Source organism: Streptomyces sp. NPDC004111 (genome assembly GCF_042874215.1).
In the GTDB taxonomy this organism is placed as follows: Bacteria; Actinomycetota; Actinomycetes; order Streptomycetales; family Streptomycetaceae; genus Streptomyces.
Window position 1 is genome coordinate 114,236 of the sequence record NZ_JBIAMU010000005.1, and the last position, 26,035, is coordinate 140,270.

A 26,035-nucleotide genomic window follows, 5' to 3' on the forward strand; every position below is an offset into this window, starting at 1 on the left:
ACAGGCGGCGGCAGGGCAGTGCGCAGGGAACGGGCAGGAGGCGGCAGGTGACCGTCGAGGACACCACGTCCGACGGGGACTCGGACCCCCACCCCACTACTCCGGCGACCCCTCAGCAGGGGAATCCGCAGCCGGCCGCCCCCGTGTTCCACGAGGTCGACCACACCGCCGAGCCCTCCGACGACCCCCTCGCCATCCGCCTCGAACAGCTCATCCTCGGGGCCGAGCGCCGCTACACCGCCTTCCAGGCGGCCCGCACCGCGGGCGTCTCCATGGACCTCGCGTCCCGCTTCTGGCGGGCCATGGGCTTCCCCGACATCGGGCAGGCCAAGGCCCTCACCGAGGCCGACGTGCTGGCCCTGCGCCGGCTGGCCGGTCTCGTCGAGGCGGGTCTGCTGAGCGAGCCGATGGCGGTCCAGGTGGCGCGGTCCACCGGGCAGACCACCGCCCGACTGGCCGAGTGGCAGATCGACAGTTTCCTCGAAGGGCTGACCGAGCCCCCCGAGCCCGGCATGACCCGTACCGAGGTCACCTACCCGCTCGTCGAGCTCCTCCTCCCCGAGCTGGAGGAGTTCCTCGTCTACGTGTGGCGGCGCCAGCTCGCCGCCGCGACCGGCCGGGTCGTCCAGGCCGCCGACGACGACGAGATGGTGGACCGTCGGCTCGCCGTCGGCTTCGCGGACCTGGTCGGCTTCACCCGGCTCACCCGCCGCCTGGAGGAGGAGGAACTGGGCGAGCTGGTCGAGGCGTTCGAGACCACCTGCGCCGATCTCGTCGCCGCGCACGGCGGCCGGCTCATCAAGACCCTCGGCGACGAGGTCCTCTACTGCGCCGACGACGCGGGGACCGCGGCCGAGATCGCGCTCCGTCTCATCGAGACGCTCTCCCACGACCAGACCATGCCCGCACTGCGCGTCGGCATCGCCTTCGGCACCGTCACGACCCGCATGGGCGACGTCTTCGGCACGACGGTGAACCTGGCCAGCCGTCTCACCTCCATAGCGCCCAAGGACACCGTCCTGGTCGACGGCGCGCTCGCCGAGGAGCTCTCCCGCACCGGGGAGGCCCCCGTCTCCGAGGCGGAGGCCGCCACCGAGGCGGAGAAGGCGGCCCAGGAGGGCACCGAGGCGCCGACGTACCGCTTCGGGCTCCAGCCGATGTGGCAGCGGCCGGTGCGCGGGCTCGGCATAGTCGAGCCGTGGATGCTGGCGCGGCGCGCCAAGCCGGACCCGGACGCCTCCTGACCCTCCCGGGTCCCGCCCCCTCCAGCCCTCCCGGCCCTTCCTGCATGTGCCCGCCCCTGCCTAAGATCGCCCGGATATCGAAAACGAACGATCGTTAACCGGCGACAGGGGTACGGGCATGGGCGACGAGCAGCGGGAGACGGCGCGGGGCGAGCGGCGCTTCGGCGAATTCGTGGCGGTACGGCGGCACGGCGACGGCGGCCACGTCGCCGAACTGGTCCTCGACCGCCCCAAGGCGATGAACGCGGTCTCCAGCGCGATGGCCGCGTCCATCGCGGCGGCCTGCGACGCGCTGGCCGCCGACCCCTCCGTCCGCACCACCGTCCTCACCTCCTCGAACGACCGCGCCTTCTGCGTCGGCGCCGACCTCAAGGAGCGCAACTCCTTCACCGACGCCGAACTGGTCCGCCAGCGGCCGACCGCCCGCGCCGCCTACACCGGGGTGCTCGACCTCCCCATGCCGACCGTCGCCGCCGTCCACGGCTTCGCCCTCGGCGGCGGCTACGAACTCGCCCTCGCCTGCGACGTGATCGTGGCCGACACCAGCGCCGTGGTCGGCCTGCCCGAGGTGTCCGTCGGCGTCATCCCCGGCGGCGGCGGTACGCAGCTGCTGCCGCGCCGGGTCGGTGCGGCGCGCGCCGCGGAACTGGTCTTCACCGCCCGCCGGGTGGAGGCGGCGGAGGCGGCGCGGCTCGGCCTGGTCGACGTGCTCGCGGAGTCGGACGACGCCCGCGCCGAGGCGCTCGCGCTGGCCGCCCGGATGGCGGCGAACTCCCCGGTCGGCCTGCGTGCCGCGAAGCGGGCCCTGCGGCTCGGCCAGGGGCTCGACCTGCGGGCCGGCCTGGAGGTGGAGGACGCGGCGTGGCGTTCGGTGGCGTTCTCGGGGGACCGGGCCGAGGGTGTGGCCGCCTTCAACGAGAAGCGGAAGCCCGCCTGGCCCGGCGAGTGACGGACGCCTTCGGGGGGCGGTGGCCGCCGCCCCAGGAGGGCCACCGTACAAAACCTCTCCAACCTGCCTAACCTGTACGAATGGGTGAGGATGTACGGGTGCGGGCCGTGGTCGCGCTGGCACAGGCGATGGCGGCGGCGCACACCCCGCGCGAGAGCTGGCGGGCCGCGGCGCTGGGCGCACGGGACGCACTGGGCGGCAGCTTCGCGGCGCTCTCGGTCTGGGAGCGGGAGGCCGGCCGGCTCAGGGTCCTGGTGAACGAGGGCGAGCGGGCGCCGGGCGAGGCGGAGTTCCCGGACGACGAGACCTACCCCGTGCACCAGTTCCCCGAGATCACCGAGTTCCTGCACGAGCAGTGGGCGGGCGGCGGGGAGCCGAACGCGTGGGTGGAGACCGCGGAGGGCCTGCCGGGACCGGCGGACTCCTGCGCGTCGGTGACGGGCGGTGGCGGCGCCACCGGGTCCGGCTACTGCCACCAGCGGGTGGCCGCACTGCGGCGGCGCGGGCGGGGCTGCTGCGTGGTGGCGCCGATCGTGCTGCACGGCAGGGCGTGGGGCGAGCTGTACGTGGCCCGGCGGCCCGGGGAGCCGGTGTTCGGCCGGGCGGACGCGGACTTCGCGACCGTACTGGCGTCGGTGATCGCGGCCGGGATCGTGCAGACGGAGCGGCTGGAGGAGGTCCGCAAACTGGCCTTCACCGACCCGCTGACCGGCCTCGCCAACCGGCGCGCCGTCGACATACGCCTCGACGAGGCGCTGGAGGCGCACCGTTCGACGGGCGAGGTGCTCAGTCTGGTCGTCTGCGACGTCAACGGCCTCAAGCAGGTCAACGACACCCTCGGACACGCCACCGGCGACCGGCTGCTGGAACGGTTCGGCAGTCTGCTGTCGCTGTGCGGGGCGATGCTCCCCGGCACCCTGGCCGCCCGGCTCGGCGGCGACGAGTTCTGCCTGCTGTCGGCCGGCCCCGGGGCGGACGAGGTGGTGGCGGTCGCGGACGAACTGTGCGTACGGGCGACGGAGTTGGAGTACGGCGACGGAGTGGCGTGCGGTGTCGCCTCGACCGGCGACCCGATCGGCGAGGTCACCTCGGCCCGCCGCCTCTTCCGCCTCGCGGACGCCGCCCAGTACCGCGCCAAGGCGGCCCGCTCCCGCAAACCGGTGGTCGCGGGCCGCGACGGCGAGGTGCTGCCACTGGCGGAATCGGCCCGCCGCGGCACACCGGCCCCGGGAACCGACCGCCGCCGCTTCCGCGGGACGGGACCGTCGGGCGAACGGGGGAGGCCCGGCGGGGAGGGGTGAGGGGCGGGGCGCGGGGTGCGGGGTGTGCGGGGCGGGCCCGTCCCGCGGCCGTGCGGGGCCGTGTCGTGCGGGCGCGGGAAGCGGGAGCGGGAAAAGGGGGCTTTCCGCGATGCCCCCGGAAGCCCCCTGGCGGCCCTGTGCGGGGTCGGGCGCCGGAGTTCCGGGCCGACGGGACCACCCGGGTCCCGGCCCCCGCAAGCTCCTCCCAGGAGCCCGCACAGCGCCTCGTACGCGACCCCGCGAACAGGCTCTGACCTGGCCTTTTCTCGCCCTCCTCCATAAAATTCGGGTATCACCGCAACGTGCATCCGGGGGGCTTCGATGACGCACCACGACACCCGTGGCATCCGTACCGTCGACGACGTGTTCGGTCTGCTGGACGGCCTGTTCGCCAAGGAGGCCGACCGCTGGACGGAAGACGCGTCCGGCTGGTGGGACGGCTTCTACACCGACCGGGACAGACCCGTTCCGTTCTTCGCCGCGAAGCCGGACGAGAACCTCGTCTCCTACCTGGACCGCGGGCTGCTCGCCCCGCGCGGCCGGGCCCTCGACCTGGGCTGCGGACCCGGTCGCAACGCCCTGCACCTGGCCGCCGCCGGGTACGAGGTGGACGCCGTCGACCTCTCGCCGACGGCCATCGACTGGGCCGAGGACCGGGCCCGCGGGGAGGACCCCGAGGTCCGTGCCCGCCTGCGCTTCCACCGCGGCGACGCGTTCGCCCTCGTACCGGGCGACACCGCCGCGACGGGCCTCTTCGGCGGCCCGTACGACCTGATCCACGACTCCGGCTGCTTCCACCACCTGCCGCCGCACCGCCGCATCGGCCATCTCGCCCTGCTGGAGCGGATGCTGGCACCCGGCGGGCACTTCTCCCTCGCCTGCTTCGCCGCGGGCGAGGGCGGCATGGGCTGCGAACTCCCCGACACCGAGCTGTACGGCCAGGCCGCGCCCCGGCTGCACGGCGGCCTCGCGTACACCCCTGAAGAACTCCGCCGGATCTTCACCTCCCTCCCCGGCCTGACGGAGGTCGAACTGCGCCGGATGACCGACGAACCCGCCGACTCGGACGCCTTCGGGGAGAGCTTCCTCTGGACGGCCCTCTTCCGCCGTGCCTGACGCCGACGGCCGCACGCCGGACTTCACGTACGCGTGGACCGGCGCCACCCGCACCGGGGACGGCCGCTGCCCCGCCGGGTTCCGGCCGCTGCTCGTGCGGGTCCGGATCGGGGAGGGGCCCGCCGTCCAGCGGGCCGCCGGAGCAGCCGTGCTGGAGTGGCGGATGCACCGGGCGGTCGGGGTGACCGTCGACGCGGAGGCCGACCGGGCGGCGCCCGGTGTCGGGGTGGTCGTCGGGCTCGGTGCGGGCCGCCACCGGATCGAGGCCCCGTGCCGGGTGGTGTGGACGGTGGACGAGGAACGCCGGGCCGGGTTCGCGTACGGGACGCTCACCGGGCACCCCGAGTGCGGCGAGGAGGCGTTCCTGGTGGAGATGGCGGACGACGGCGGCGTCTGGTTCACGGTGCGCGCCTTCAGCAGGCCCGCCGCCTGGTACGCCCGCGCGGGCGGACCGGTGACACGGCTGCTCCAGCGGGCCTACGCCCGGCGGTGCGGGCGGGTGCTGCGGCGGATCGGGCGGGGCGGTCAGGCCGGTGGGGTGCGGCGCAGGACCAGGTAGGGGCCCGCCGCGTACACCTCGTGGAAGCCGTTCTGGGTGCGGGACGGGGGGTCCGCCGAGAACGTGGTGTCCGTCGTGTCCAGGACCAGCCAGTCCACCCGTGCGTCCCGGCGTCCGGGGACGTGCAGGAAGACCGTGGTGCGGTCGGTGAGGTGCGGGGCCAGGCGGTTGGTGGCCGCGACCCGGGCGCCGTCCGGGACCACCGCCAGGGCCCGCCGGGCCGCGGCGGCCGTCGGCGCGTCCTGCCAGAAGGACGGGCGCACCGCCTCCGCCAGGGGCAGCGCGGTGGCGAGCAGGACGGCGACGGCCACCACCGCCGTGCGCAGGTGGGGGAGCGTGCGCGGCAGCCGGTCGAGCCCGTCGATCAGGGCGAGGAAGACGATCGGCATCAGCACCGCCGAGTAGTGGAAGTCGGTGCCCCAGTAGGCCGGGTTCGACGACGCGAACCGCCAGATCAAGGTGGGCAGTACGAGCAGCACCAGCGGGCTGGCCAGCGCGCCGAAGAGGGTGGGCAGCAGCAGGCACAGCAGGGTGGTGGCCCTGGTGTCCAGGCCGGCGGGGAGCTCGGGCGTGCCGGACCCGGCCGCCGTCGCCAGATAGCCGTAGGTGCCGCTCGGATTGAAGTGCGGGAGCACCACCAGCGTCGCGAGCGCCGCCGCTGCCGGGCCCAGCACGCACAGCGCCAGGCCCGCCCCGCGGTCGCGGCGCAGCAGGAGCAGCCCCAGGACGAACACGGTGGCGCCCAGGTCCTCCTTGACCAGCACCAGCCCGGCACCCCACGCCGCGCACGCCCGCCACCTGCCGTCCCGGAACGCGGCCAGCGACAGCGCGAGGAGCGGCAGCGCGAAGGCGACCTCGTGGAAGTCGAAGCCGATCATCCGCTGCACGCCCCAGCACAGCGCGTACGCCGCCCCGATCCGCCGCCCGCCGGCCCGCGCGACCACGTACACCGACCAGGCCGCCAGCGCCGCCTGCGCCAGCAGCAGGGTCTCCACGTGCGGGGCGAGGCGGTAGAGCGGCGCGAGGACGGCCAGGACCGGGTGGAAGTGGTCGCCGAGCAGCGGGAAGGGCACGTCCGGGTCGGGTCCCGAGGCCGACCTGATCGCTGACGACGGAGGCGCGAAATCCGCGTAGGCGCGCACCGCCTGGCCGAAGATGCCCAGGTCGTAGCCGGTCGTCCGGAACCGGGCGTGGAGCTGGAGCGCGTACGCCGCGTACACGGCGAAGGCGAGCACGGCCATGACGGCGCACGGCACGCGGGAGGTACGACGGGCGCGCGCGACGGTGGCGGCGGCCGGGCGGCGGGCGGGGCGGGACAGGGTGGCGGACATCGCAGGAGAGTGGCCGCCACCTGCTGAGACGACGCTGAAGCTCCCTGAAGATTCCTTCAGGGACGATGCGCCGCCGTGTGAATACTGGGCCCATGAGACTGCTGGTGGTGGAGGACGAGGAGCGGCTCGCCGCGTCCCTCAAGAGGGGCCTGGGCGCGGCCGGTTACGCCGTGGACGTCGTGCACGACGGCCTCGACGGGCTGTGGCACGCGACCGAGCACCCGTACAGCGCGATCATCCTCGACATCATGCTGCCCGGCCTCAACGGCTACCGGGTCTGCGAACGGCTGCGGCGGGCCGGGATCGACACCCCGATCCTCATGCTGACCGCGAAGAACGGCGAGTACGACGAGGCGGAGGCGCTCGACACGGGCGCCGACGACTACCTGGCGAAGCCGTTCTCGTACGTGGTGCTGGAAGCCAGGCTGCGCGCCCTGCTGCGCCGGGGCGGCGCCCGCACCCGGACCGTGGTGCGCCTGGGCGACCTCTGGCTGGACCCGGCGGCCCGCGAGTGCGGGCGCGGCGAGACCCGGATACCCCTGACGGGCAAGGAGTTCGCGGTACTGGAGTGCCTGGTGCGGCGCTCGGGGGAGGTGGTGCCGAAGGTGGACGTGGTCGACGAGGTGTGGGACGCGTCGTACGACGGCGACCTCAACATCGTCGAGGTGTACGTCAGCGCCCTCCGCAAGAAGATCGACGTGCCGTTCGGCCGTGCGGCGATCGAGACGGTGCGGGGCGGGGGGTACCGGGTGGGGAGTGACGGTGGCTGAGGTGGGGGGTGGGGACGGGGCCGGTTCCGTCCGGGCGGGGGGTCGTGCGGGCCGGCTCCGGCTGCGGGCCACGTGGGTCGCCGCGTTGGCCGCCGCGCTGGTCGCGGGGCTGATGGTGGGCGTCTGGCTGTTCGCCGACAAGGTGGTGCCGAGGGGGCGGGCGGGGCCCTACGACTCCGGTCGGCTGCGGCCGGTCATCGACGTGCTGCTGGCCTTCGGTGTGCCCCTCGGCGCTCTGCTCGTCGCCGCCGCCATGTGGCTCCTGGTCCGCCGCTGGCTGGTGGTGCTGGTGACGGCCGGTGTGACCGCAGCGCTGCTGTGGGCGCACGAGATCTGGGCGCAGCACCTGAACCACGTGGACCCCTCGGAGACCAGCAGTGCGGCGCTGCGGGCCGGGTACGGGTTCGCCGTGCCCGTGACGGGGCTGGTCGTCGGGTTCGCCGTCTGGGTGGCCGTCGAGCCGCTGGGCCGCCTCGTGCCCTGGCGGGCCGGGTCCCGACGTGTCCCGGCCGCCCTCGGTTCCGTGCTCGCCGTGCTCGGGCTCGCATGGGGTCTGGTACGCCCGTGGGACCGGCTTCCGGGCTACGACGACGGCGGATTCCTGTGGCTGCTCGTCGTCGGCATCACCCTTCTCGTTGTCGTCACGGGCTGGATCGCCGCCCGCCTCACCCTGCGCCCGGTGGAGGCGATGCGCGCCGAACTCGCCGACATCACCGCCAGTTCCCTGGACCGCCGAGTCCCGGTGCCCGCGTTCGGCGGGGTGCTGCACCAGCTCGCCCGCACCCTCAACGCCACCCTCGACCGGCTCCAGTCCGCCGCCGACCGGCAGGCCCGTTTCGTCGCGGACGCCTCCCACGAACTGCGCAGCCCCATCGCCAGCCTGCGCACCTCGCTGGAGTCGTCACTCACCCACCCCGAGGGCGTGGACTGGCCGCACACCGTGCGCGGCACGCTCACCGACATCGAGCGCATCCAGCACCTCACGGACGACCTCCTGCTCCTGACCCGGATCGACGGGCCCGCCCCGAACGCCGACGAGAGCGTCCAACTGGCCGACCTGGCGAGCGACCTGGTGGAGGAGCTGCGCCACCTGCGCCGCAACAGCGCCCTGCAGGTCGTCCGCACCGCCCCGGCAGACCTGCCCCCGCTCACCGGCAGCCCGCTCCGGATGGAACGGCTGCTGCGCAACCTCCTGGAGAACGCGTGCCGCCACGCGCGTACGGAGGTGGAGGTCGTCCTGAGCACGGACGCCGCGCGCGAGACCGTCCGCGTCGAGGTGCGGGACGACGGCCCCGGCATCCCGCCCGCCGACCGCGAGCGCGTCTTCGAACGCTTCACCCGGCTCGACGACTCCCGCACCCGGGCCGACGGCGGCGCCGGCCTCGGGCTCGCCATCGCCCGCGAGATCGCCGTACGGCAGGGCGGAACGCTGCACGTGGCGGACGGGGAGGGGCCTGGTGCGGTGCTGGTGGCGGAGTTCCCGGTCGTACGAGGAGAGCACGACCACGAGGAGGACGTCCCGGGCGGCGAAGTGCCCTCCGGCCGCAGCCCTCGTACCGTGCACTGGCTGGTGGGGGCGTTGGTCGCGTTGACGGTGCCGCTGCTCGCGGTGACGTTCGTGCTGTCGGTACGGGGGTCCTGGCCGCCGGACGCGGTCGGTCCCTCGGCGGCTCCCGCCCCGGTCGAGGATGCCGCTCCGCGTGCCCCGGTCGACCCCTTGCGCCCGGTCGCCACCCTCCTGTGGGCAGGAGCGGCGTCAGTGAACGTCCACCTCTACGCCCCGGCCCGTACCGAGGCAGAGGCGTGGGCGCAGGCCGCTGCCATCCGGCGGGACTGGCCCGCCGCTCTGCCCGGCGGTGCGGTCCGCACGCCCGGGGCGAAGCCCCCGTTCGGAGTGGGCAACACCGTCTTCGTGGCAGGTATGCGCCCGGAGAACGGATCCGGAGTGCTCGCCTACGGAGCCCTGCCCGCTGCGGGCAGGGGCGGCCCCCGCACGGCCGCCGTCCTGGTGGCGGATCCCGAAGGAATCTCCGGCCGCCAGGTCGAACTCGTCCTCGGCTGGGTCCCGCCCACCACCGGTGCCGTGAGCTACCGGTGGGACGACGGGACCGCCAAGTGGCCGCAGTTGCAGACGGTGCTGGGATCCGACCGCCGCTGGTTCATCACGCTGGGCCCGCCCGGCGCGAAGTCCCAGGGGTACGACACCTACGACCTCGCCGACCGCCGCACCGTCGGCACCCGCTGAACCGGCAACCCGGTAAGGGGCCGACCCCGCGTCCACTAGTGACAGCCAGGCATTCAAAACGTACGCTCCTGAATATGGATATGCACACCCTCGCCGCTCCCGGAACCTCCGCCACGGTCGTGCTCGGCACTTCCGGTACCACCGTCGACGACGTCATCGCCGTGGCCCGGGGCAACGCCCGTATCGAAATCTCCGCCGAGGCCCTCGAAGCGCTCGCCGCCGCGCGCGAGATCGTGGACGCGCTGGCCGCCAAGCCCGAGCCGGTCTACGGCGTCTCGACCGGCTTCGGCGCGCTGGCCACCCGGCACATCGGGCACGAGCTCCGGGCCCAGCTCCAGCGCAACATCGTGCGTTCGCACGCGGCCGGCATGGGACCGCGCGTCGAGCGCGAGGTGGTGCGGGCGCTGATGTTCCTGCGGCTGAAGACCGTGGCGTCCGGGCACACGGGGGTGCGCCCCGAGGTCGCGCAGACCATGGCGGACGTGCTCAACGCGGGCATCACGCCGGTGGTGCACGAGTACGGCTCGCTGGGCTGTTCCGGCGACCTCGCGCCGCTGTCGCACTGCGCCCTGGCGCTGATGGGCGAGGGTGACGCGGAGGGCCCCGACGGCGTCGTACGCCCGGCCGGCGAGCTGCTCGCCGAGCACGGCATCGTGCCCGTCGAACTGAAGGAGAAGGAGGGCCTCGCCCTCCTCAACGGCACCGACGGCATGCTCGGCATGCTGATCATGGCCATCGCCGACCTGAAGCGGCTGTACACCTCCGCCGACATCACCGCCGCGCTCAGCCTGGAAGCGCTCCTGGGCACGGACAAGGTGCTCGCGCCCGAGCTGCACGTCATCCGGCCGCACCCCGGCCAGGGCGCCTCGGCGGACAACATGCTGCGGGTGCTGGCCGGTTCGGAGCTGACCGGGCACCACCAGGACGACGCGCCGCGCGTCCAGGACGCCTACTCGGTGCGCTGCGCCCCGCAGGTCGCGGGCGCCGGCCGGGACACCGTCGCGTACGCGGTCACCGTCGCCGAGCGCGAGCTGGCGGCTGCCGTCGACAACCCGGTGGTGCTGCCCGACGGCCGCGTGGAGTCCAACGGCAACTTCCACGGCGCACCGGTCGCCTACGTCCTGGACTTCCTCGCCATCGCCGCCGCCGACCTCGGCTCGATCGCCGAGCGCCGCACCGACCGCCTCCTCGACAAGAACCGCAGCCACGGCCTCCCGGCCTTCCTCGCGGACGACGCCGGTGTCGACTCCGGCCTCATGATCGCCCAGTACACCCAGGCCGCCCTGGTCAGCGAGATGAAGCGGCTCGCCAACCCGGCCTCGGTCGACTCCATCCCGTCCTCCGCCATGCAGGAGGACCACGTCTCGATGGGCTGGTCGGCGGCGCGCAAGCTGCGCACCACCATCGACAACCTCACCCGGATCGTGGCCGTCGAGCTGTACGCGGCGACGCGCGGCATCGAGCTGCGGGCCGGTCTGACCCCGGCCCCGGCGTCACAGGCGGTCATCGCGGCCGTGCGCGCGGCCGGAGTGCGAGGACCGGGCCCGGACCGCTTCCTGGCCCCGGACCTGGCGGCGGCGGACGCGTTCGTCCGCAGCGGGGCGCTGGTCGCGTCGGTGGAGCCGGTGACGGGCCCGCTGGCGTAACGCCCGAGGCAGTACGCGAAGGGGCGCCCGGCCGTGTGCCGGGCGCCCCTTCGCGTACTGCGGGAGCGGAGGCCGGCCGGCAGCGGGAGCGGGCCGGAAACGGCGCCGAGAAACGTAAGCGGAACCGGAACATGGGCCACCGGAAGGCGGCCCCGGCCGTCAGGCCAGTGCCCCGCCGGCCCCGTCGCCCGACGCGCCCCTGCGGCGCACCGAGTACGTCACGAAGCCCGCGCCGATGCCCAGGAACGCCGTACCGCCGATGAGGTACGGGGTGGTGTCCACGCTGCCGGTGTCGGCGAGGGCGAGGTGGGCGTCGCTCTGCGCGGAGGCCCCGGCGGTACCGGCGGCGGGGCCGGTGCCGGCCGTCCGCGCGGTCGGCCCGTTCGGCGCGGAGGCCGCTGCCTGCTGGGCCTTCCGTGCCTGTTCGGGGGTCTCGCCCGTCGCGTTCGCCGACGGTACGAACCACAGGGCTGCCAGCAGCCCACCGGCGGCGGTGGCGGTCAGCAGCGGTCGGAGTGCGGCCACGGTATCGATCCCCCTTGAGGCACCCGCGAATTGGTCGTGCGCGCCGATGCTAATGAAAGCAGCGGGTCGGAGGAAAGCCGTGAGGGGATGGAACTCTTGATTCCGCCATGACGAGGCAGGGCAAAAGGCCCGATAAGTCACTTCACTGTTCCGGCGGTCCCGCACCCCGCCGCCCGCACCCCGTGCATGACCCCGCCCGAGCAGGGGCAAAAGGGGCGGCGTAGCGTCGCAAGGGAGCGTGGCGCAAGGTGAGCGCTCCCGGCAGTGGCGTTGCCCACACTTTCGCGGAAAGTGGAACGGAGGCGCCCCGTCAGGGGTTGTAACTGCATTGACAGGGGAAGTGCTGCCCGTCAGGGGCTCGGCGGCCGGCCGCCGCAGACCTGGTCAGCAGCCCCGGGGAGATCGTGGGGTTTCGGCAACTATGGAGAAGCGTGTGATCACGAACAGCAAGCGGCGCAGGGGTCTGATTGCCGCGTCCGCGCTGCTCGGCGGCGTACTGGTGCTCTCGGGCTGCAGCGACGACGGCAAGAGCGACGGCGGCGGCAACGCGGCCGACGGTTCGAAGAAGTCGCAGGAGCAGGCCGACGAGGCAGCCGCCAAGGACACCTCCAAGGCCCGAATAGAGATCACCCCCAAGTCCGGTGCGACCAACGTCGGCATCAACAACGACGCCAAGGTCACCGTCGCCGACGGCAAGCTGACCGAGGTCAAGCTCACCGACGCGGCCGGCAAGGAGGTCAAGGGCACCATCTCCGCCGACGGCACCAGCTGGAAGCCGGACGGCCGTCTTCAGCGCGCCACCGTCTACAAGCTGAGCGCGACCGCCGTGGACGCGGACAAGCGCTCCGCGCACGAGAACCGGTCCTTCACCACCGTTTCGCAGAAGAACAGCTTCATCGGCAACTTCACGCCCGAGGACGGCTCCAAGGTCGGCGTCGGCATGCCGGTCTCGATCCGCTTCGACAAGCCGATCACCCACAAGAAGGCCGTGCAGCAGGGCATCACCGTCACCTCCAGCAGCGGCCAGCAGGTCGTCGGCCACTGGTTCGACTCCCAGCGCCTCGACTTCCGCCCCCAGGACTACTGGAAGGGGGGCTCCGAGGTCACCATGAAGCTCGCCCTGGACGGCGTCGAGGGCGCCGACGGCATCACCGGCGTCCAGGACAAGACGGTGAAGTTCACCGTGGGCCGCAACCAGGTCTCCACGGTCGACGCCAAGACCAAGCAGATGACCGTCACGCAGGACGGCAAGGTCATCAAGACCATCCCGATCTCCGCCGGTTCGCCCGACAACCCGACGTACAACGGCAAGATGGTGATCTCCGAGAAGTTCAAGGAGACCCGTATGGACGGTGCGACGGTCGGCTTCACGGACGACGACGGCAAGGGCGAGTACGACATCAAGGACGTCCCGCACGCCATGCGGCTGTCCACGTCGGGCACCTTCATCCACGGCAACTACTGGGGCAAGGGCATCTTCGGCAGCGCCAACACCAGCCACGGCTGCGTCGGCCTCCAGGACACCCAGGGCGCCAACGACCCGAACACCCCCGGCTCGTGGTTCTTCAACAACTCGATCGTCGGTGACGTCGTCATCGTGAAGAACTCCCCGGACAAGACCATCAAGCCGGACAACGGCCTCAACGGCTGGAACCTGGACTGGGCCGCCTGGACGGCGGGCTCCGCGGCCTGACCCGACGCCGCCCCGGTCCCGCGGACCGAGACGAGGGCGGGTGCCACCCCATTTCAGGGGGCGGCACCCGCCCTCGCCGTTTCCCGGGGCTTCCGACGATCAGCCGTGGGCCTGTTGCCGCCGCGTGGCGGCGCCGGGTGCCGCTACGGCCGCCAGACGAAGCGGACGTCCGGCTCCCGCTCCTCGTTGCGCGTGCCGTCCGTGCGCTCGGCCTCGGTGAAGCCGTGCCTGCGGTAGAAGCGGTGGGCGCTCTCGTTGACCTGGAAGGTCCACAGCTCCAGACCGCCGGGGCGCAGCTCCTTGGCCTTCGCCACGAAGAGGTCGCCCAGGCCGAGCCCGCGCCGCTCCGGCGCCAGGTAGAGCTGGTCGATCCCCGCCTCGTCCAGGACCATCACCCCGGCGAGCGCACCGTCCCCGCTCTCCTCGTCCGCCGCCACCCAGGTCTCGCAGTCCGGCACCACCACGTGCCGGAACCAGGCCCGCACCCCGTCGTCGTCGTGCGCCCGCCGCACGCTCGGCAGCGCGGCGTCGTACGACCGCAGCCACACCTCCGCAGCCGCCCGCGCGTCCCCGTCCACCGCCCGCCGCAGCAGGAACCGTGCCCCGGCGCCCGCACCCCTCGCAAGATCCATCCGGCCAACCTACCTCCGGGGTAATCGACCGGGCGGGCCCCCCGGCGGCAGTCTTGGACCCACCACGAACGCCGGGGCGTTCACCGGGGCCGGGAGAAGCCCCGGGACACCCCGCACAGCCCGAGGGAAGAGGACGCCATGACCGCGTACGCCATCGCTCACATCGGCCCCGGCAACGGCCCGCTGCACGAGGACGTGCTCCAGTACATCGAGCGCATCCAGGGCACCCTCACCCCCTACGGCGGACGCTTCCTCGTCCACTTCGAGGAGCACGAGCTGCTGGAGGGCGAGTGGCACGGCGCCCCCGTCCTGATCTCCTTCCCGGACATGGCCGAGGCCCGCGACTGGTACGCCTCCGCCGCCTACCAGGAGATCGTCCCGCTGCGCACCCGCCACCTGCCCGGCGACATCATCCTGGTGGACGGGGTCCCCGAGGGCTACGACCCGGCCGGCACGGCGGCACACGTACGGGCCGCGCAGGCGTAGACGCAGGCGTGCGGGCGACGGCGCCGGAGCGGGCGGTGCGGGTGGTCAACGCGCCTTCGCCCTGCGGGAGATGAGCACCTGCACCCCGTCCAGGATGCGTTCCACCCCGAAGGAGAACAGGGTGTCCAGATCCAGTTCGAACTCGTCCCGCTCGAAGAGCCGGCCGAGTACCGGATAGCCCGCCGCCACCTCGACGGCGTCCGCCCGCTGGTCGTGCGACGCCATCCACTGCTCCGGGGTCATCCCGGTGTCCTGCCGGGCCCGGTTCTCCAGCTCCATCGCCGCCGCCAGCCCCTGGACGTGCCCGAACAGGGTGAGATGGGCGTGCAGCATCTCGTGCGGGCCGAGGCCCTGCCCGTCCAGCGCCCGCAGCACCCACTCCGTGTACCGCATCGCCTCCGGGGCGGCGGTCGGCCGGGTCAGCGACGCCATGGCCTGCGCCATCCACGGGTGACGCACGTACACGTCCCACAACCAGTGTGCGGCGCAGGAGAGTTGGGTCCGCCAGCCGGGTTCGCCGTCCCGGGCGCGCGGGCTCTCCATCGGCCGCTCCGCGAAGACCGCCTCCGACATGAGGTGCACCAGCTCCGCCTTGCCCGGGACGTGCCGGTACAGGGCCATGGTGGACACCCCGAGTTCGGTGGCGACCCGCCGCATGGTGAGCGTGGCCAGCCCCTCCGCGTCCGCGACGGCGAGCGCGGTGCGCACCACCCCGGCCCGGCTCAGCCCGCCGGAAGTCCGGGCGTACCGCGCGGCGGGCGCCGACCGGGCGTCCACGACGACCGTGCCGACCCCCGGCACCGCCCGCACCAGCCCCTCCTGCGCGAGCGAGGCCAGCGCCCTGCTCGCGGTGGCCATGGCGACGCCCCACTCCTCGGTGATGCGCCGGGTGGAGGGCACCTTGTCGCCGCAGGAGAGGTCGCCCCGGGCGATCCGCCGCCGGATGTCGTCGGCGATCCGTACGGAGGGGCCCGGCGTCCGGGGTGAGGGGGTCGTCATCAGGGCAGTGTACTCGGCGAGTGCACTAGTGCACTACGTGGCTGCGAAGTGCACCAACAGGCCCCGATTTTCGGTGCACTAGGTCACTCGTTGCCGTGCCGCACCAGGGCTGTTTATCTCGTACGCAGACAGCGGCGTACGCCGTACAGACACCCTTCCCCCGGAGCCCACCGTGACCACTGCACCGCCCCGGCAGCCCCGATCCCACCCGCCGCAGCCGCCCCTCGCCGGACGCAGGGAGTGGACCGCGCTCGGCGTCCTGATGCTGCCCCTGCTCCTCGTCTCCATGGACGTCTCCGTCCTCTACTTCGCGATCCCCTTCATCAGCCAGGACCTCGCGCCCAGCGCCACCCAGCAGCTTTGGATCCTGGACGTGTACGGCTTCGTCCTGTCCGGCCTGCTCATCACCATGGGCGCGCTCGGCGACCGCATCGGCCGCCGCAGGCTGCTGCTGTCCGGGGCGGTCGCCTTCGGGGCCGCCTCGGTGACGGCCGCGTACGCCACGACACCCGAGATGCTCGTCGCGGCCCGGGTGCTGCTCGGCATCGGTGGCGCCACGCTCATGCCCTCCACCCTCGCCCTCATCCGCAACCTGTTCCGCGACCCCGGCCAGCGCGCCAAGGCCGTCACCCTGTGGACGTCGGTCATGGCGGCGGGCATCTCCCTCGGCCCGGTCCTCAGCGGCGTACTCCTCGAACACTTCTGGTGGGGCTCGGTCTTCCTGATCAACCTGCCCGCGATGCTGCTGCTCCTGGTCCTCGCGCCGTTCCTGCTCCCGGAGTTCCGCAGCCCGTCCCGCCCCGCCTTCGACGTGCCGAGCGCACTGCTCTCCCTGGCCGCCGTGCTGCCGGTCGTCTACGGCATCAAGGAACTGGCGAAGGACGGACTCCACCCGATGCCCCTGGTGCACGTCGCCGCGGGCGCGGCCGTCGCCCTCGTCTTCGTCCGCAGGCAGCGCACCCTCGCCCAGCCGATGATCGACCTCGCGATGATCCGCGGGCGGCACTTCGGCGGGGCGGTCGTCACGAACGTCCTCGCCATGTTCGCCACGATCGGCTTCTCCGTCTTCTTCAACCAGTACCTCCAGTCCGTGCTGGGAATGCGGCCGTTGGAGGCGGCGCTGTGGAGCCTGGTGCCGTCGGGCGCGGCGTTCGTCTTCGCCCCCGCGGGTGCGGCGCTGGCCGGGCGGATCGACCGGGCGTACGTCATGACCGGCGGATTCGTCCTCGCGGCGGCCGGCTTCGGCTGGCTCACCCAGGTCCGTACGGACTCGCCCCTGTGGTTCGTGCTCACCGGCAGCGCGATCTACGTGGCCGGCATCATCACCGCGATGACCCTCGCCAACGAAATGGCCCTCGGCGCGGCCCCGCCCGAGCGGGCGGGCGCGGCGGCGGCGGTCGTCGAGTCGGGCACGGAGTTCGGCGGGGCGCTGGGTATGGCGATCCTGGGCAGCATCGGGGCGGCGGTGTACACCCGGGAGATGGCGGGCGAGGGCCCGGCGGCCGTGCCCGAGGCGGTACGGGAGACGCTGGGCGGCGCGGTCGCCGCCGCGCACCGGCTGCCCACCGCACAGGCCGAGTCCCTGCTCGCCTCCGCCCGCGAGGCCTTCACGCACGGCCTCAACTACGCGGCGCTGGGGGCGGGGGTGTTCATGCTGATGGCGGCCGGATTCGCGGTCACGGTCCTGCGCCGAAGGACGGAACCGGGCGAACCGGCTCAACCTTCCATGACCGCCGGGCCGTCTGGTGGGGCATGACGCAGAAGAAGCGAAAGGCCCGGAACGGGCTTGTGGGGAACGGGAGTTGGCGGGACGGGGTCGACCGGCCGGGCGGGCTCGATCAGCCGGACGGGATCGACCGGCCGGACGCGCTCATTCGGTCGGACGCGTTCGACCGGTCGGCCCGGTCGGCCAGGTCGGGCAGGTCGCTCGGGCCGCCCCGGTCGATCCGGTCGGTCCGGTCGGTGCGTCCGGTCCGTCCTGCCCGCCCGGTGCGGACGGTCGCTGCGGGGGGCCCGGTCACGCTCTGCAGCGCGTCGGGCGACCCCGAGGTGCCGATCGCCAACACCCTCGGCTGCGCGCGGCAATTGGCGCAGCGCGGAGTGCGGGTGGAGGTCGTCGACCACGGCCCGGACGCGGACCACTTCGGTGTGGTCCAGCACTCGGTGCTCGACGTGGCACGGGCGTTCCCGTCGGCCGGGTGACGGCATGAACCGGGCGCCGGCGGGCCAGGTATCCCAGGTGTCAGGGCATCCCCTTCGCGACCGCAGGGAGCAAGCAGTGCACGGAACCGGCCGAACCGGCCACGCCCCCTCCCGGGTCTCCCCGGCCGGCATCCAGGACCTCCACCTCATGCACGCCTGGGCCAGGGAGGAGGGCTGGAACCCCGGACTCGCCGACGTCCAGCCCTTCTTCGCCGCCGACCCCACCGGCTTCCTGGTGGCCCGCCGCGAGGGCGACGACACCCCCGTCTCCTGCGTCTCGGTGATCCGCTACGGCACCGACTTCGGCTTCCTCGGCCTCTATCTGGCCCGCCCCGACGTGCGCGGCCAGGGGTACGGCATCCAGGTGTGGAACGCGGGCATGGCCCGGCTGGCCGGGCGGACCGTGGGGCTCGACGGAGTGGTGGCGCAGCAGCCCAACTACCGCAAGTCCGGCTTCGTTTCGGCCTGGACCAACACCCGCTACGAGGGCGTCCCCTCGGGCACGGCCACACCCCCGCCCGGCGTCGCCCTCGTCGACGCGGGCACCCTCTCCTTCGCCGAACTGGCGGCGTACGACCGCGACTTCTTCCCGGCGCCCCGCGAGACCTTCCTCGGCGCCTGGCTGGCCGCCCCCGGCCGGCACTCGATCGCCGCCGTCGAGGACGGCCGCATCGTCGGCCTCGGTACGATCCGCGGCTGCGTCGCCGCCTCCCGCATCGGCCCCTTCCACGCGGCAGGCCCGGACATCGCCGCCGCCCTCCTGACCGCACTGGCGGCGACGTCCCCGGGGACCCCGGTCGCCCTGGACGTGCCCGACATCAACCCGGCCGCCGTCCGCCTCGCGGAACAGTTCGGCCTGACCCCGGGCTTCGAGACCTCCCGCATGTACACGACCCCCCAGCCGCCGGAGTTCGACCGTACGGGCGTGTACGCGATCACCACACTGGAACTGGGCTGATCCGCCCGGCTCCCGCCGCTCTCCGGGAGGTCAGTGGTCGACGATCGCGTCGACCTCCACCTCGACCAGCCACTCCGGGTCGATGAAGCGCGACACCTCGACGAACGTGCAGGCGGGCAGCACCGCGGCGAACCGCTCGCCGTGCGCCCGCGCCGCGTCCTGCCAGCGGGTCACGTCGGTGAGCATGATCCGCGTACGCACCACGTCGCCGACCGAGGCCCCGGCCTCCCGGAGCGCGGCCTCCGCCACGTCCAGGCAGCGCACCGTCTGGGCGTAGACGTCCCCACGCCCCACGGTCGTACCGTCGTCCCCGATCGGCGCGGTACCGGCGACGGCGACGTACGCGCCCTTGCGGACCGCACGCGAGAACCCGATCCGCGGCTCCAGCGGAGATCCCGAGCGAACCGTCGACCGCGCACTCCCGCCCGTCACGACGCCTCCCCGTCGTTCACCACGGCCCACGCCTCGACCTCCACGCGGAACTCCGGCCGCACCAGCCCCGCCACCCGCACCAGCGAACACGCCGGCGGGCGCGCCGGGTCCTGGTGCTCGTCGCGCACACGGCGGAAGGCGGGCAGGTCGTCGAGGTCGGTCAGGAACACGGTCAGCTTGACCACGTCCCGCAGCCCGGAACCGGCCGCTTCGAGCGCGGTCGCCAGATTCGCGTACACCTGCCTGACCTGCGCCTCCGCGTCCCCCTCACCGACCGGCCGCCCCTCCCCGTCCACCGGGACCTGCCCGGAGACCACCACCATCGGCCCGCCGAACGCCACCGCGTGGCTGTATCCGTTGGTCGGCGGTGCCCCTTCGGGGCGTATGTGGTGCTGCACGACACGTCTCCTCGCATCGACCGACCTGCCGGGACCGGCAGTCCCGCCATGATCCCCGCCCCACCCCGAAGAACCGCACCGGCCTCCCCGGGCGGCCTCCCCGGGCACGTGCCGCACCTGCGAGCGGCGTCCTGCCGCCTACTTCTCGGCGCCCTCCGCCGCTGCGGCCTCGGGGGCCGGTGCGATGCCCGTCGGGCAGGCGGCGCCCCAGTTGGTCTCGAAGGGGGCGGCGAGGGTGACGCCCGTGCCGCCGATGCCGCAGTAGCCGTCGGGGTTCTTGTCCAGGTACTGCTGGTGGTAAGGCTCGGCCGGGTAGAAGGGGTTGTCGGCGGCCGGGAGGATCTCGGTGGTGATGGTCTTGAAGCCGGCGCCGGTCAGGACCTCCTGGTAGGCCTGGCGGGAGGCTTCGGCGACGGCGGTCTGGTCCGGGGTGTGCGGGTAGATCGCGGAGCGGTACTGGGTGCCCACGTCGTTGCCCTGGCGGAAGCCCTGGGTGGGGTTGTGGGACTCCCAGAAGACCTTCAGGAGGGCGGCGTAGGAGACCACGGCGGGGTCGAAGACCACGCGGACGACCTCGGTGTGGCCGGTCAGGCCGGAGCAGACCTCCTCGTACGCCGGGTTGACGGTGGAGCCGCCCTGGTAGCCGACCAGCGTCGTCCACACGCCCTTGGTCTGCCAGAACTTCCGCTCGGCGCCCCAGAAACAGCCCAGCCCGAAGTCCGCGACCTCAAGGTGGGAGGGGTACGGGCCGACGAGCGGGTTGCCGAGGACCGTGTGCCGGGAGGGGACCTCGAATTCGGGGGTCGCGCGGCCCTTGAGGGCCTGCTCGGGGGTGGGGAGCTGTGGCGTACGGCCGAAGAGCATGGTTCCTCCAGGGACAACGGGCGGATCGGTCCGTACAACGCGGGAGGGGCCGCGGGGATTCCCCGCGGCCCCTCCCGGCGGACCGGTCCGCCCGGCAGGTACCGGACGGGCAGGCGCTAGCCGCGCAGGGTCGCCGGGCTGCCGCCGTTCGCCTCGTACCCGGCCACCGCGAGGTTCCGGTGCAGGGTGTAGTCGGCCGCCGGGTCCGGGTTGTGGGTCCAGGGCAGGGCGCCCACGTAGCCGTCCACCGCGGCGATCTGCTGGACCGCCTCCGCCCAGCGCTCCGACCGGACCAGGAAGAGGATCAGCATGTGGCGGACGTGCGCCAGCATCGGGTCGTCCGGGCGGGCCGCGTGCACCGCGAACAGCGCGCCCTCCACCGCCCGGGTGAGGACCGCGCTCCGGTAGAAGCTGTTGACCAGGATCACGTCGGGCAGGTGGTCGTAGACCGAGAACAGCGGGAGCGCGGCGAGCAGGGAGCCCTGCGGGGCGCGCGACGCGGCGTGGGTGGCGAAGGTGTCCGCCTCGGCGCGCGAGCCGTGCCACTTCTCGGAGAGGTAGTGCAGGGCGACCAGGTGCGCCCCCAGGTGCGTCGGCGCGCGGTCGATGACCTTCGCCCACAGCTGGTCGAACTCGGCCCGCGAGTAGCCGAGTCCGCGCGCGACGGACAGTTCGACGATGTACGGGACCGGGTCGCCCGGGGCCAGCAGCGCGGCCTGCCCGCAGAGTTCCTTGGCCTCCTCCAGGATGATCCGGAAGTCGTCCTTGTCCGACGACGAGGACCGCCAGGCCTGCTGCACCAAGAATTCTGCGTGAACTTCCGCGCCGCCCGCGTCCTTCGGCGACTCCGAGCGCCAGTCGCGCAGCCACCGGCCGCCCTCGCCCGGCCGCTGGGCCAGTTCCAGCGAGGCCGCGCCCGCGAACGACTGCACCCGCTGCCAGCGGACCTCGCCCTCCTTGGGGGTGCCCGCGAGGAGCTGGGAGGCCGCCCGCCAGTCCTGGGTGCGCTGCACGACGTCCAGTACGTCGAGGAGGTCCTGGTCCGGGCCCGGCAGCCGGACGTCCAGGGCCTCCTGCCGTACGAACCCGTAGTCCTCCGGGTCGGCGGCGTCGGGCGACCCGGGTGCGGCCAGCCGGATGCCGCCCCGCCTGCGCAGCAGGAAAGGACCGAGGGCGGCGCCCAGCAGGAGCACCGCGATCAGGAACCAGAGAATCTCCATGCGCCCATTGTCCCGGACCGGCGGCCGAAGTCCCGGACGGTACCCGGGGGACCGGACGCCGGAGCGGGCGGAGGGCCGGGCGGAGGCGCGTGCGGCCGGACACCGGGGCGGGCGGAGGGCCGGGCGGAGGCGCGTGCGGAGGGTCAAATGTCCCGGACAACGGATGTGGCACGCCGGACAGCGAACTACCCTCGGGCGCATGAGCCACGACAGCGGCGCCGACCGCGCCTTCGAAACCCTCGCCATCCACGCCGGAAACACCGCCGACCCGCTGACCGGCGCCGTGGTACCGCCGATCTACCAGGTGTCGACGTACAAGCAGGACGGAGTGGGCGGCCTGCGCGGCGGTTACGAGTACAGCCGCAGCGCCAACCCCACCCGCACCGCCCTGGAGGAGAACCTCGCCGCGCTGGAGGGCGGCCGTCGCGGCCTCGCCTTCGCCTCCGGTCTGGCCGCCGAGGACTGCCTGCTGCGCACGCTGCTCTCGCCCGGCGACCACGTGGTCATCCCCAACGACGCCTACGGCGGCACCTTCCGGCTGTTCGCGAAGGTCGTCTCCCGGTGGGGCGTGGAGTGGTCGGTGGCCGACACCTCCGACCCGGCCTCGGTGCGGGCCGCGCTGACCCCCCGTACCAAGGTCGTGTGGGTGGAGACCCCGTCCAACCCGCTGCTGGGCATCACGGACATCGCCGCCGTCGCGGAGATCGCGCGGACCGCCGGGGCCCGGCTGGTCGTCGACAACACCTTCGCCAGCCCCTACCTCCAGCAGCCGCTGGCCCTCGGTGCCGATGTCGTCGTGCACTCGACGACGAAGTACATGGGCGGCCACTCGGACGTCGTCGGCGGCGCGCTCGTCACCGGTGACGAGGGCATCGGCGAGGAGCTTGCGTTCCACCAGAACGCGATGGGCGCGGTGGCCGGGCCGTTCGACGCCTGGCTGGTGCTGCGCGGCATCAAGACCCTCGCCGTGCGCATGGACCGGCACACCGAGAACGCGACCCGGATCGCGGACATGCTGACCGCCCACCCCAAGGTCTCCCAGGTCCTCTACCCGGGGCTGCCCGAGCACGCCGGGCACGAGGTCGCGGCCAAGCAGATGAAGTCCTTCGGCGGCATGGTGTCCTTCCGCGTCGCGGGCGGCGAGGAGGCGGCGGTCGAGGTGTGCAACCGGACCGGGCTCTTCACCCTCGGTGAGTCCCTGGGCGGCGTGGAGTCCCTGATCGAGCACCCGGGGCGGATGACGCACGCCTCGGTGGCCGGTTCGGCGCTGGAGGTGCCGTCCGACCTGGTGCGGCTCTCGGTCGGCATCGAGTCCGGCGACGACCTGCTGGCCGACCTGAAGCAGGCGCTGGGCTGACGGTCGGTACGGTCCCGGCGCCCGGCCCCCCCCGGGTCCGGCGCCGGGACCCCGTGCCCCGCGCGGAAGTTTCCCGCGCGGGAAACTTCCGCGCGGCCGCCCTCCGCCCGGACGTCCCGCCCGCTCAGAAGCCCTCCACCGGCGGGGTGCTGTCCGACGGCGGGGCCAGCCACGGCTGTGCGACCGCCGCCCACACCAGGAACGCCAGGAACGCCAGAGCCGCCAGCACCCACAGCACCTGCCGCACCGTGCGGCGCCGCCGCTGCCGGCGCACGCCGCGCTCGGTCGCCCGTACCAGCAGGTCGGTGGGTACGGGCGGGTGCGGCGCGCGCTCCAGGAGCAGCCGCACCTCGTCCTCCTTCCGCTTGCGCACGCTCATGGCGCGGTCGCCGTCCGGTCCGTGCCGTGCGCCTCGTACACCTGGGCCACCGCTCGGGCGCACAGGGCGCGCACCCGCTGGGCCGGCAGGCCCAGCAGTGCGGCGGTCTGTTCCTCGGGGACGCCCTCGTACAGCCGCAGCACCACCACCAGGCGCTCCTGCGGGGTGAGCAGCTCCAGCAGTCCGCCGCGGCGCCGGCGGCGGTGCCAGGCCCGGTGGTGCCAGGCGCTGCGGGCGAAGCGGGTGGCGAGTTCCTGCCGGGTGCGGTCGTAGGGGTCCTCGCCGCGCAGCCCCGCCCAGTGGGCGTACGTGCTGGCCAGTGCGGCGGCGAGCAGCTGCTGGGCGCGCGGGTTGGCGTCCGCGGGCTCGGCGGTCAGCAGGGTCGCGGCATGCAGCAGCCGGCCCGTCGCTCCGGCGACGAACGACTCGAACTCCTTGGCGTGGCGCCGCTGTTGGACCGCCTCGCGCTCGCTCACCGTGACTCCTTCTCCGCCCGCTGTCCTCATATGAGGACAGCGGTCAGGTCAGGTCAAGGGGTTGGCGGCGGGAGCCTGCGCGAAGCCGTGGTCAGGAGGCGGGCGGGGCTTCGGTGCTCGCCGTCTGGCGGGCGGAGAGGGCGGAGTTGAAGCGGGTCAGCAGGGTGGTGAACTCGGCCCGTTCGTCCTCGCTCCAGCCGTCCGTCACCTGGGCCATCAGCTCGCGCCGGGAGGAGCGCACCTCGTCGAGCCTGGCCTGTCCGCGGGGCGACAGCTGGAGCACCACCGCGCGTCCGTCCTCCGGGTGCGAAGTGCGCTTGACCAGGCCGGAGTCGACGAGCGGGGCGACCTGCCTGGTCACGGTGGAGGAGTCGATGCCCATCCCGGCGGCGAGCGCCTTGACGCCCATCGGGCCTTCCTGGTCGAGGCGGTTGAGCAGCAGGTAGGCCGCGCGGTCCATGGAGTTGCGGACCTGGCCGACGCCACCGAGGCGGGTCTGTTCCGCACGCCGGGCGAAGACGGCCACCTGGTGCTGAAGGGCATCGAGGAGACCGGCGGCGGGGTCGGTCGTCATGTCCTGGGTGGGGGGCATGGCTCGGGCTCTCTTCGTGCGGTGGTCGGTTGGTGCGCCAAGGGTACGCGGATGGCGCCTGGCCCGTACCGGCGCTGCACAAACCTGTGGATAACTTCGGTGCGCGGGATTCCGGCCGTGCGCCGCGCGGGCCCCCCGAGGGGGCGTGCGGCGGTGTCTGACGTGCGGCTTCGGGGGGCGGGCGGGGCGGGTCCGCGGGGCCGTTCGGACAGGTGATCACCCCCTCGGTGCTGCCAGACTGGCCGCCATGAACTACCGCACGCCCGCTCTCGCCCCGATCCTGGACGACGTACGGGGAGCCCAGAAGATGCTGTCCGGGGTGGCCAGGTGCACGCCCATGGAGGGCAGCCGCCACCTGACCCGCCTGGTCGGCGCCCCCGTCCACCTCAAGTGCGAGAACCTCCAGCGCACCGGGTCCTTCAAGCTGCGCGGCGCGTACATCCGGATCGCGGGTCTCTCGCCGGAGGAGCGGGCGGCGGGGGTGGTGGCGGCCAGCGCGGGCAACCACGCGCAGGGCGTCGCCCTCGCGTCCTCGCTGCTGGGGGTGCGCTCCACGGTGTTCATGCCGGTGGGCGCACCGCTGCCGAAGGTGGCGGCCACCCGGGAGTACGGCGCCGAGGTGAGGCTGCACGGGCAGGTCGTCGACGAGACGCTGGCCGCGGCGCAGCAGTACGCACGGGAGACGGGCGCGGTCTTCATCCACCCCTTCGACCACCCGGACATCATCGCCGGGCAGGGCACGGTCGGTCTTGAGGTCCTGGAGCAGTGCCCGGAGGTGCGGACGATCCTGGTCGGGGTCGGCGGCGGCGGGCTCGCGGCGGGCATCGCGGTCGCGGTGAAGGCGCTGCGGCCGGACGTGCGGATCGTCGGGGTCCAGGCGGAGGGCGCGGCGGCGTACCCGCCGTCGCTGGCGGCCGGGCGTCCCACCACGCTGGACTCGCCGCAGACGATGGCCGACGGCATCAAGGTGGGCCGTCCCGGTGACGTGCCGTTCGCCCTGGTCGCCGAACTGGTCGACGAGGTGCGGACGGTGAGCGAGGACGAGCTGTCGTCCGCGCTGCTGCTGTGCCTGGAGCGGGCCAAGCTGGTGGTCGAGCCGGCCGGGGCGAGTCCGGTGGCGGCGCTGCTGAGCCGGCCGGAGTCCTTCGAAGGTCCGGTGGTGGCGGTGCTGTCGGGCGGGAACGTCGATCCGTTGCTGATGCAGCGCACGCTGCGGCACGGAATGGCCGCCGCCGGTCGTTATCTGTCGCTCAGGTTGCGCTTGACGGACCGTCCAGGGGCCCTCGCGAATCTTCTCGGGGTGTTGTCAGTGGCGGACGCTAACGTCGTCGACGTGAGCCATGCGCGGACCGATCCGCGGCTCGGACTCACCGAAGTGGAGGTCGAGTTGCAGTTGGAGACCAAGGGGCCCAAGCACTGCACGGAGGTGCGGGAGGCGCTGCGGGACGCCGGTTACCAGGTGGTCGCCTAGCGGCCGGCGCACGGCGGAGAGCTGCCCGGCACCGGTGCCGGGCAAGGTTTTCGGCAACCCCTCCACAACCCCTTCTCCAGACGCGATGTATCGCGTTATGGTGTGTCTCGCGCATCCCTTCGCCGGGCGGCATCCGCCCCGCAAATCTAAAATTCGCGTAGGAACCCACCCACCAACTGGGGGAACCCTT

27 protein-coding genes are annotated in these 26,035 nt (G+C 73.4%); 15 read left to right on the top strand and 12 right to left on the bottom strand.

What is annotated here, in order from left to right; all coding sequences use genetic code 11:
* Positions 1-47 precede the first annotated feature (47 nt).
* The 5 genes from ACFYVL_RS12535 (at position 48) to ACFYVL_RS12555 (ending at position 5,169) form a co-directional block, all read left to right on the top strand.
* A complete protein-coding gene (locus tag ACFYVL_RS12535; RefSeq protein ID WP_389243631.1) occupies positions 48-1,244 on the top strand; it encodes an adenylate/guanylate cyclase domain-containing protein in 1,197 nt (398 codons plus the stop codon).
* Between the two features lie 118 nt (positions 1,245-1,362).
* Positions 1,363-2,193, top strand: coding sequence for an enoyl-CoA hydratase/isomerase family protein (locus ACFYVL_RS12540; protein ID WP_389243633.1), 831 nt, complete (start codon positions 1,363-1,365; stop codon positions 2,191-2,193).
* Between the two features lie 80 nt (positions 2,194-2,273).
* Entirely contained in the window at positions 2,274-3,494 is a 1,221-nt protein-coding gene (locus ACFYVL_RS12545) for a diguanylate cyclase domain-containing protein (RefSeq protein ID WP_389243634.1), read from the top strand.
* A gap of 321 nt (positions 3,495-3,815) precedes the next feature.
* Positions 3,816-4,610 (top strand): class I SAM-dependent methyltransferase, encoded by a 795-nt coding sequence (locus ACFYVL_RS12550; protein WP_389243636.1) that lies wholly within the window; start codon positions 3,816-3,818, stop codon positions 4,608-4,610.
* Positions 4,603-5,169, top strand: coding sequence for a DUF1990 family protein (locus tag ACFYVL_RS12555; protein ID WP_389243638.1), 567 nt, complete (start codon positions 4,603-4,605; stop codon positions 5,167-5,169). The genes ACFYVL_RS12550 and ACFYVL_RS12555 overlap by 8 nt, the downstream gene beginning before the upstream one ends.
* Here ACFYVL_RS12555 and ACFYVL_RS12560 read toward each other — a convergent pair.
* Positions 5,136-6,500, bottom strand: a complete 1,365-nt coding sequence (locus tag ACFYVL_RS12560; protein WP_389243640.1) for a DUF2079 domain-containing protein — start codon at positions 6,498-6,500, stop codon at positions 5,136-5,138. The two genes, ACFYVL_RS12555 and ACFYVL_RS12560, sit on opposite strands and share 34 nt — an antisense overlap.
* Positions 6,501-6,592: 92 nt before the next feature.
* Between ACFYVL_RS12560 and ACFYVL_RS12565 the strand changes: the two genes are divergently transcribed.
* The 3 genes from ACFYVL_RS12565 (at position 6,593) to hutH (ending at position 11,161) form a co-directional block, all read left to right on the top strand.
* Positions 6,593-7,270, top strand: a complete 678-nt coding sequence (locus ACFYVL_RS12565; protein WP_389243642.1) for a response regulator — start codon at positions 6,593-6,595, stop codon at positions 7,268-7,270.
* Entirely contained in the window at positions 7,263-9,515 is a 2,253-nt protein-coding gene (locus ACFYVL_RS12570; protein WP_389243644.1) for a sensor histidine kinase, read from the top strand. Before ACFYVL_RS12565 ends, ACFYVL_RS12570 begins: the two co-directional genes overlap by 8 nt.
* An 80-nt stretch (positions 9,516-9,595) precedes the next feature.
* Positions 9,596-11,161 (top strand): histidine ammonia-lyase, encoded by a 1,566-nt coding sequence (gene hutH, locus ACFYVL_RS12575; protein ID WP_389244189.1) that lies wholly within the window; start codon positions 9,596-9,598, stop codon positions 11,159-11,161.
* A 159-nt stretch (positions 11,162-11,320) separates the two neighbouring features.
* Here hutH and ACFYVL_RS12580 read toward each other — a convergent pair whose 3' ends face one another.
* The gene (locus ACFYVL_RS12580; protein ID WP_389244191.1) at positions 11,321-11,695 is read right to left on the bottom strand and encodes a hypothetical protein; all 375 of its coding nucleotides are present in this window, start codon (positions 11,693-11,695) and stop codon (positions 11,321-11,323) included.
* Between the two features lie 412 nt (positions 11,696-12,107).
* On the opposite strand from ACFYVL_RS12580, the gene ACFYVL_RS12585 reads away from it, so the two are divergent.
* The gene (locus ACFYVL_RS12585; protein ID WP_389243646.1) at positions 12,108-13,379 is read left to right on the top strand and encodes an Ig-like domain-containing protein; all 1,272 of its coding nucleotides are present in this window, start codon (positions 12,108-12,110) and stop codon (positions 13,377-13,379) included.
* 143 nt (positions 13,380-13,522) lie between these two features.
* On the opposite strand, the gene ACFYVL_RS12590 is transcribed toward ACFYVL_RS12585, so the two are convergent.
* The gene (locus ACFYVL_RS12590) at positions 13,523-14,011 is read right to left on the bottom strand and encodes a GNAT family N-acetyltransferase (RefSeq protein WP_389243648.1); all 489 of its coding nucleotides are present in this window, start codon (positions 14,009-14,011) and stop codon (positions 13,523-13,525) included.
* A 138-nt stretch (positions 14,012-14,149) separates the two neighbouring features.
* Between ACFYVL_RS12590 and ACFYVL_RS12595 the strand changes: the two genes are divergently transcribed.
* Positions 14,150-14,497 carry a DUF1330 domain-containing protein gene (locus ACFYVL_RS12595; RefSeq protein WP_389243650.1) on the top strand — a complete coding sequence of 116 codons (348 nt, stop codon included), beginning with the start codon at positions 14,150-14,152 and terminating at the stop codon, positions 14,495-14,497.
* A gap of 45 nt (positions 14,498-14,542) precedes the next feature.
* Here the strand turns inward: ACFYVL_RS12595 and ACFYVL_RS12600 are convergent, their stop codons facing one another.
* On the bottom strand, positions 14,543-15,496 hold the full coding sequence (locus ACFYVL_RS12600) for a TetR/AcrR family transcriptional regulator C-terminal domain-containing protein (RefSeq protein WP_389243652.1): 954 nt from the start codon (positions 15,494-15,496) through the stop codon (positions 14,543-14,545).
* Positions 15,497-15,758: 262 nt separating this feature from the next.
* Between ACFYVL_RS12600 and ACFYVL_RS12605 the strand changes: the two genes are divergently transcribed.
* Positions 15,759-17,252 (top strand): MFS transporter, encoded by a 1,494-nt coding sequence (locus ACFYVL_RS12605; protein ID WP_389244193.1) that lies wholly within the window; start codon positions 15,759-15,761, stop codon positions 17,250-17,252.
* An 82-nt stretch (positions 17,253-17,334) separates the two neighbouring features.
* Here the strand turns inward: ACFYVL_RS12605 and ACFYVL_RS12610 are convergent, their stop codons facing one another.
* Complete coding sequence (locus ACFYVL_RS12610; RefSeq protein WP_389243654.1) at positions 17,335-17,517, bottom strand: hypothetical protein; 183 nt, start codon at positions 17,515-17,517, stop codon at positions 17,335-17,337.
* Between the two features lie 28 nt (positions 17,518-17,545).
* Here ACFYVL_RS12610 and ACFYVL_RS12615 point away from each other — a divergent pair, with 28 nt between their 5' ends.
* Positions 17,546-17,698 (top strand): hypothetical protein, encoded by a 153-nt coding sequence (locus tag ACFYVL_RS12615; protein WP_389243656.1) that lies wholly within the window; start codon positions 17,546-17,548, stop codon positions 17,696-17,698.
* Positions 17,699-17,846: 148 nt separating this feature from the next.
* Positions 17,847-18,656 carry a GNAT family N-acetyltransferase gene (locus tag ACFYVL_RS12620; RefSeq protein ID WP_389244195.1) on the top strand — a complete coding sequence of 270 codons (810 nt, stop codon included), beginning with the start codon at positions 17,847-17,849 and terminating at the stop codon, positions 18,654-18,656.
* A gap of 30 nt (positions 18,657-18,686) precedes the next feature.
* Here the strand turns inward: ACFYVL_RS12620 and ACFYVL_RS12625 are convergent, their stop codons facing one another.
* From ACFYVL_RS12625 to ACFYVL_RS12640, 4 genes are all read right to left on the bottom strand, one after another.
* Positions 18,687-19,088, bottom strand: coding sequence for a RidA family protein (locus ACFYVL_RS12625; protein ID WP_389243658.1), 402 nt, complete (start codon positions 19,086-19,088; stop codon positions 18,687-18,689).
* Positions 19,085-19,486, bottom strand: coding sequence for a RidA family protein (locus tag ACFYVL_RS12630; RefSeq protein ID WP_389243660.1), 402 nt, complete (start codon positions 19,484-19,486; stop codon positions 19,085-19,087). The genes ACFYVL_RS12625 and ACFYVL_RS12630 overlap by 4 nt, the downstream gene beginning before the upstream one ends.
* Before the next feature lie 138 nt (positions 19,487-19,624).
* Complete coding sequence (gene msrA, locus ACFYVL_RS12635; protein WP_389243662.1) at positions 19,625-20,350, bottom strand: peptide-methionine (S)-S-oxide reductase MsrA; 726 nt, start codon at positions 20,348-20,350, stop codon at positions 19,625-19,627.
* A 116-nt stretch (positions 20,351-20,466) separates the two neighbouring features.
* Complete coding sequence (locus ACFYVL_RS12640; RefSeq protein WP_389243664.1) at positions 20,467-21,570, bottom strand: hypothetical protein; 1,104 nt, start codon at positions 21,568-21,570, stop codon at positions 20,467-20,469.
* 199 nt (positions 21,571-21,769) lie between these two features.
* Between ACFYVL_RS12640 and ACFYVL_RS12645 the strand changes: the two genes are divergently transcribed.
* A complete protein-coding gene (locus ACFYVL_RS12645) occupies positions 21,770-22,927 on the top strand; it encodes a cystathionine gamma-synthase (protein WP_389243666.1) in 1,158 nt (385 codons plus the stop codon).
* Between the two features lie 124 nt (positions 22,928-23,051).
* Here ACFYVL_RS12645 and ACFYVL_RS12650 read toward each other — a convergent pair whose 3' ends face one another.
* The 3 genes from ACFYVL_RS12650 to ACFYVL_RS12660 form a co-directional block, all read right to left on the bottom strand.
* Entirely contained in the window at positions 23,052-23,306 is a 255-nt protein-coding gene (locus tag ACFYVL_RS12650; protein ID WP_389243668.1) for a hypothetical protein, read from the bottom strand.
* A complete protein-coding gene (locus ACFYVL_RS12655) occupies positions 23,303-23,782 on the bottom strand; it encodes a sigma factor-like helix-turn-helix DNA-binding protein (protein ID WP_389243670.1) in 480 nt (159 codons plus the stop codon). The genes ACFYVL_RS12650 and ACFYVL_RS12655 overlap by 4 nt, the downstream gene beginning before the upstream one ends.
* Before the next feature lie 91 nt (positions 23,783-23,873).
* On the bottom strand, positions 23,874-24,374 hold the full coding sequence (locus ACFYVL_RS12660; protein WP_389243672.1) for a MarR family winged helix-turn-helix transcriptional regulator: 501 nt from the start codon (positions 24,372-24,374) through the stop codon (positions 23,874-23,876).
* A gap of 247 nt (positions 24,375-24,621) precedes the next feature.
* On the opposite strand from ACFYVL_RS12660, the gene ilvA reads away from it, so the two are divergent.
* The gene (gene ilvA / locus ACFYVL_RS12665; RefSeq protein WP_389243674.1) at positions 24,622-25,845 is read left to right on the top strand and encodes a threonine ammonia-lyase; all 1,224 of its coding nucleotides are present in this window, start codon (positions 24,622-24,624) and stop codon (positions 25,843-25,845) included.
* The last annotated feature ends 190 nt before the right edge of the window (positions 25,846-26,035 follow it).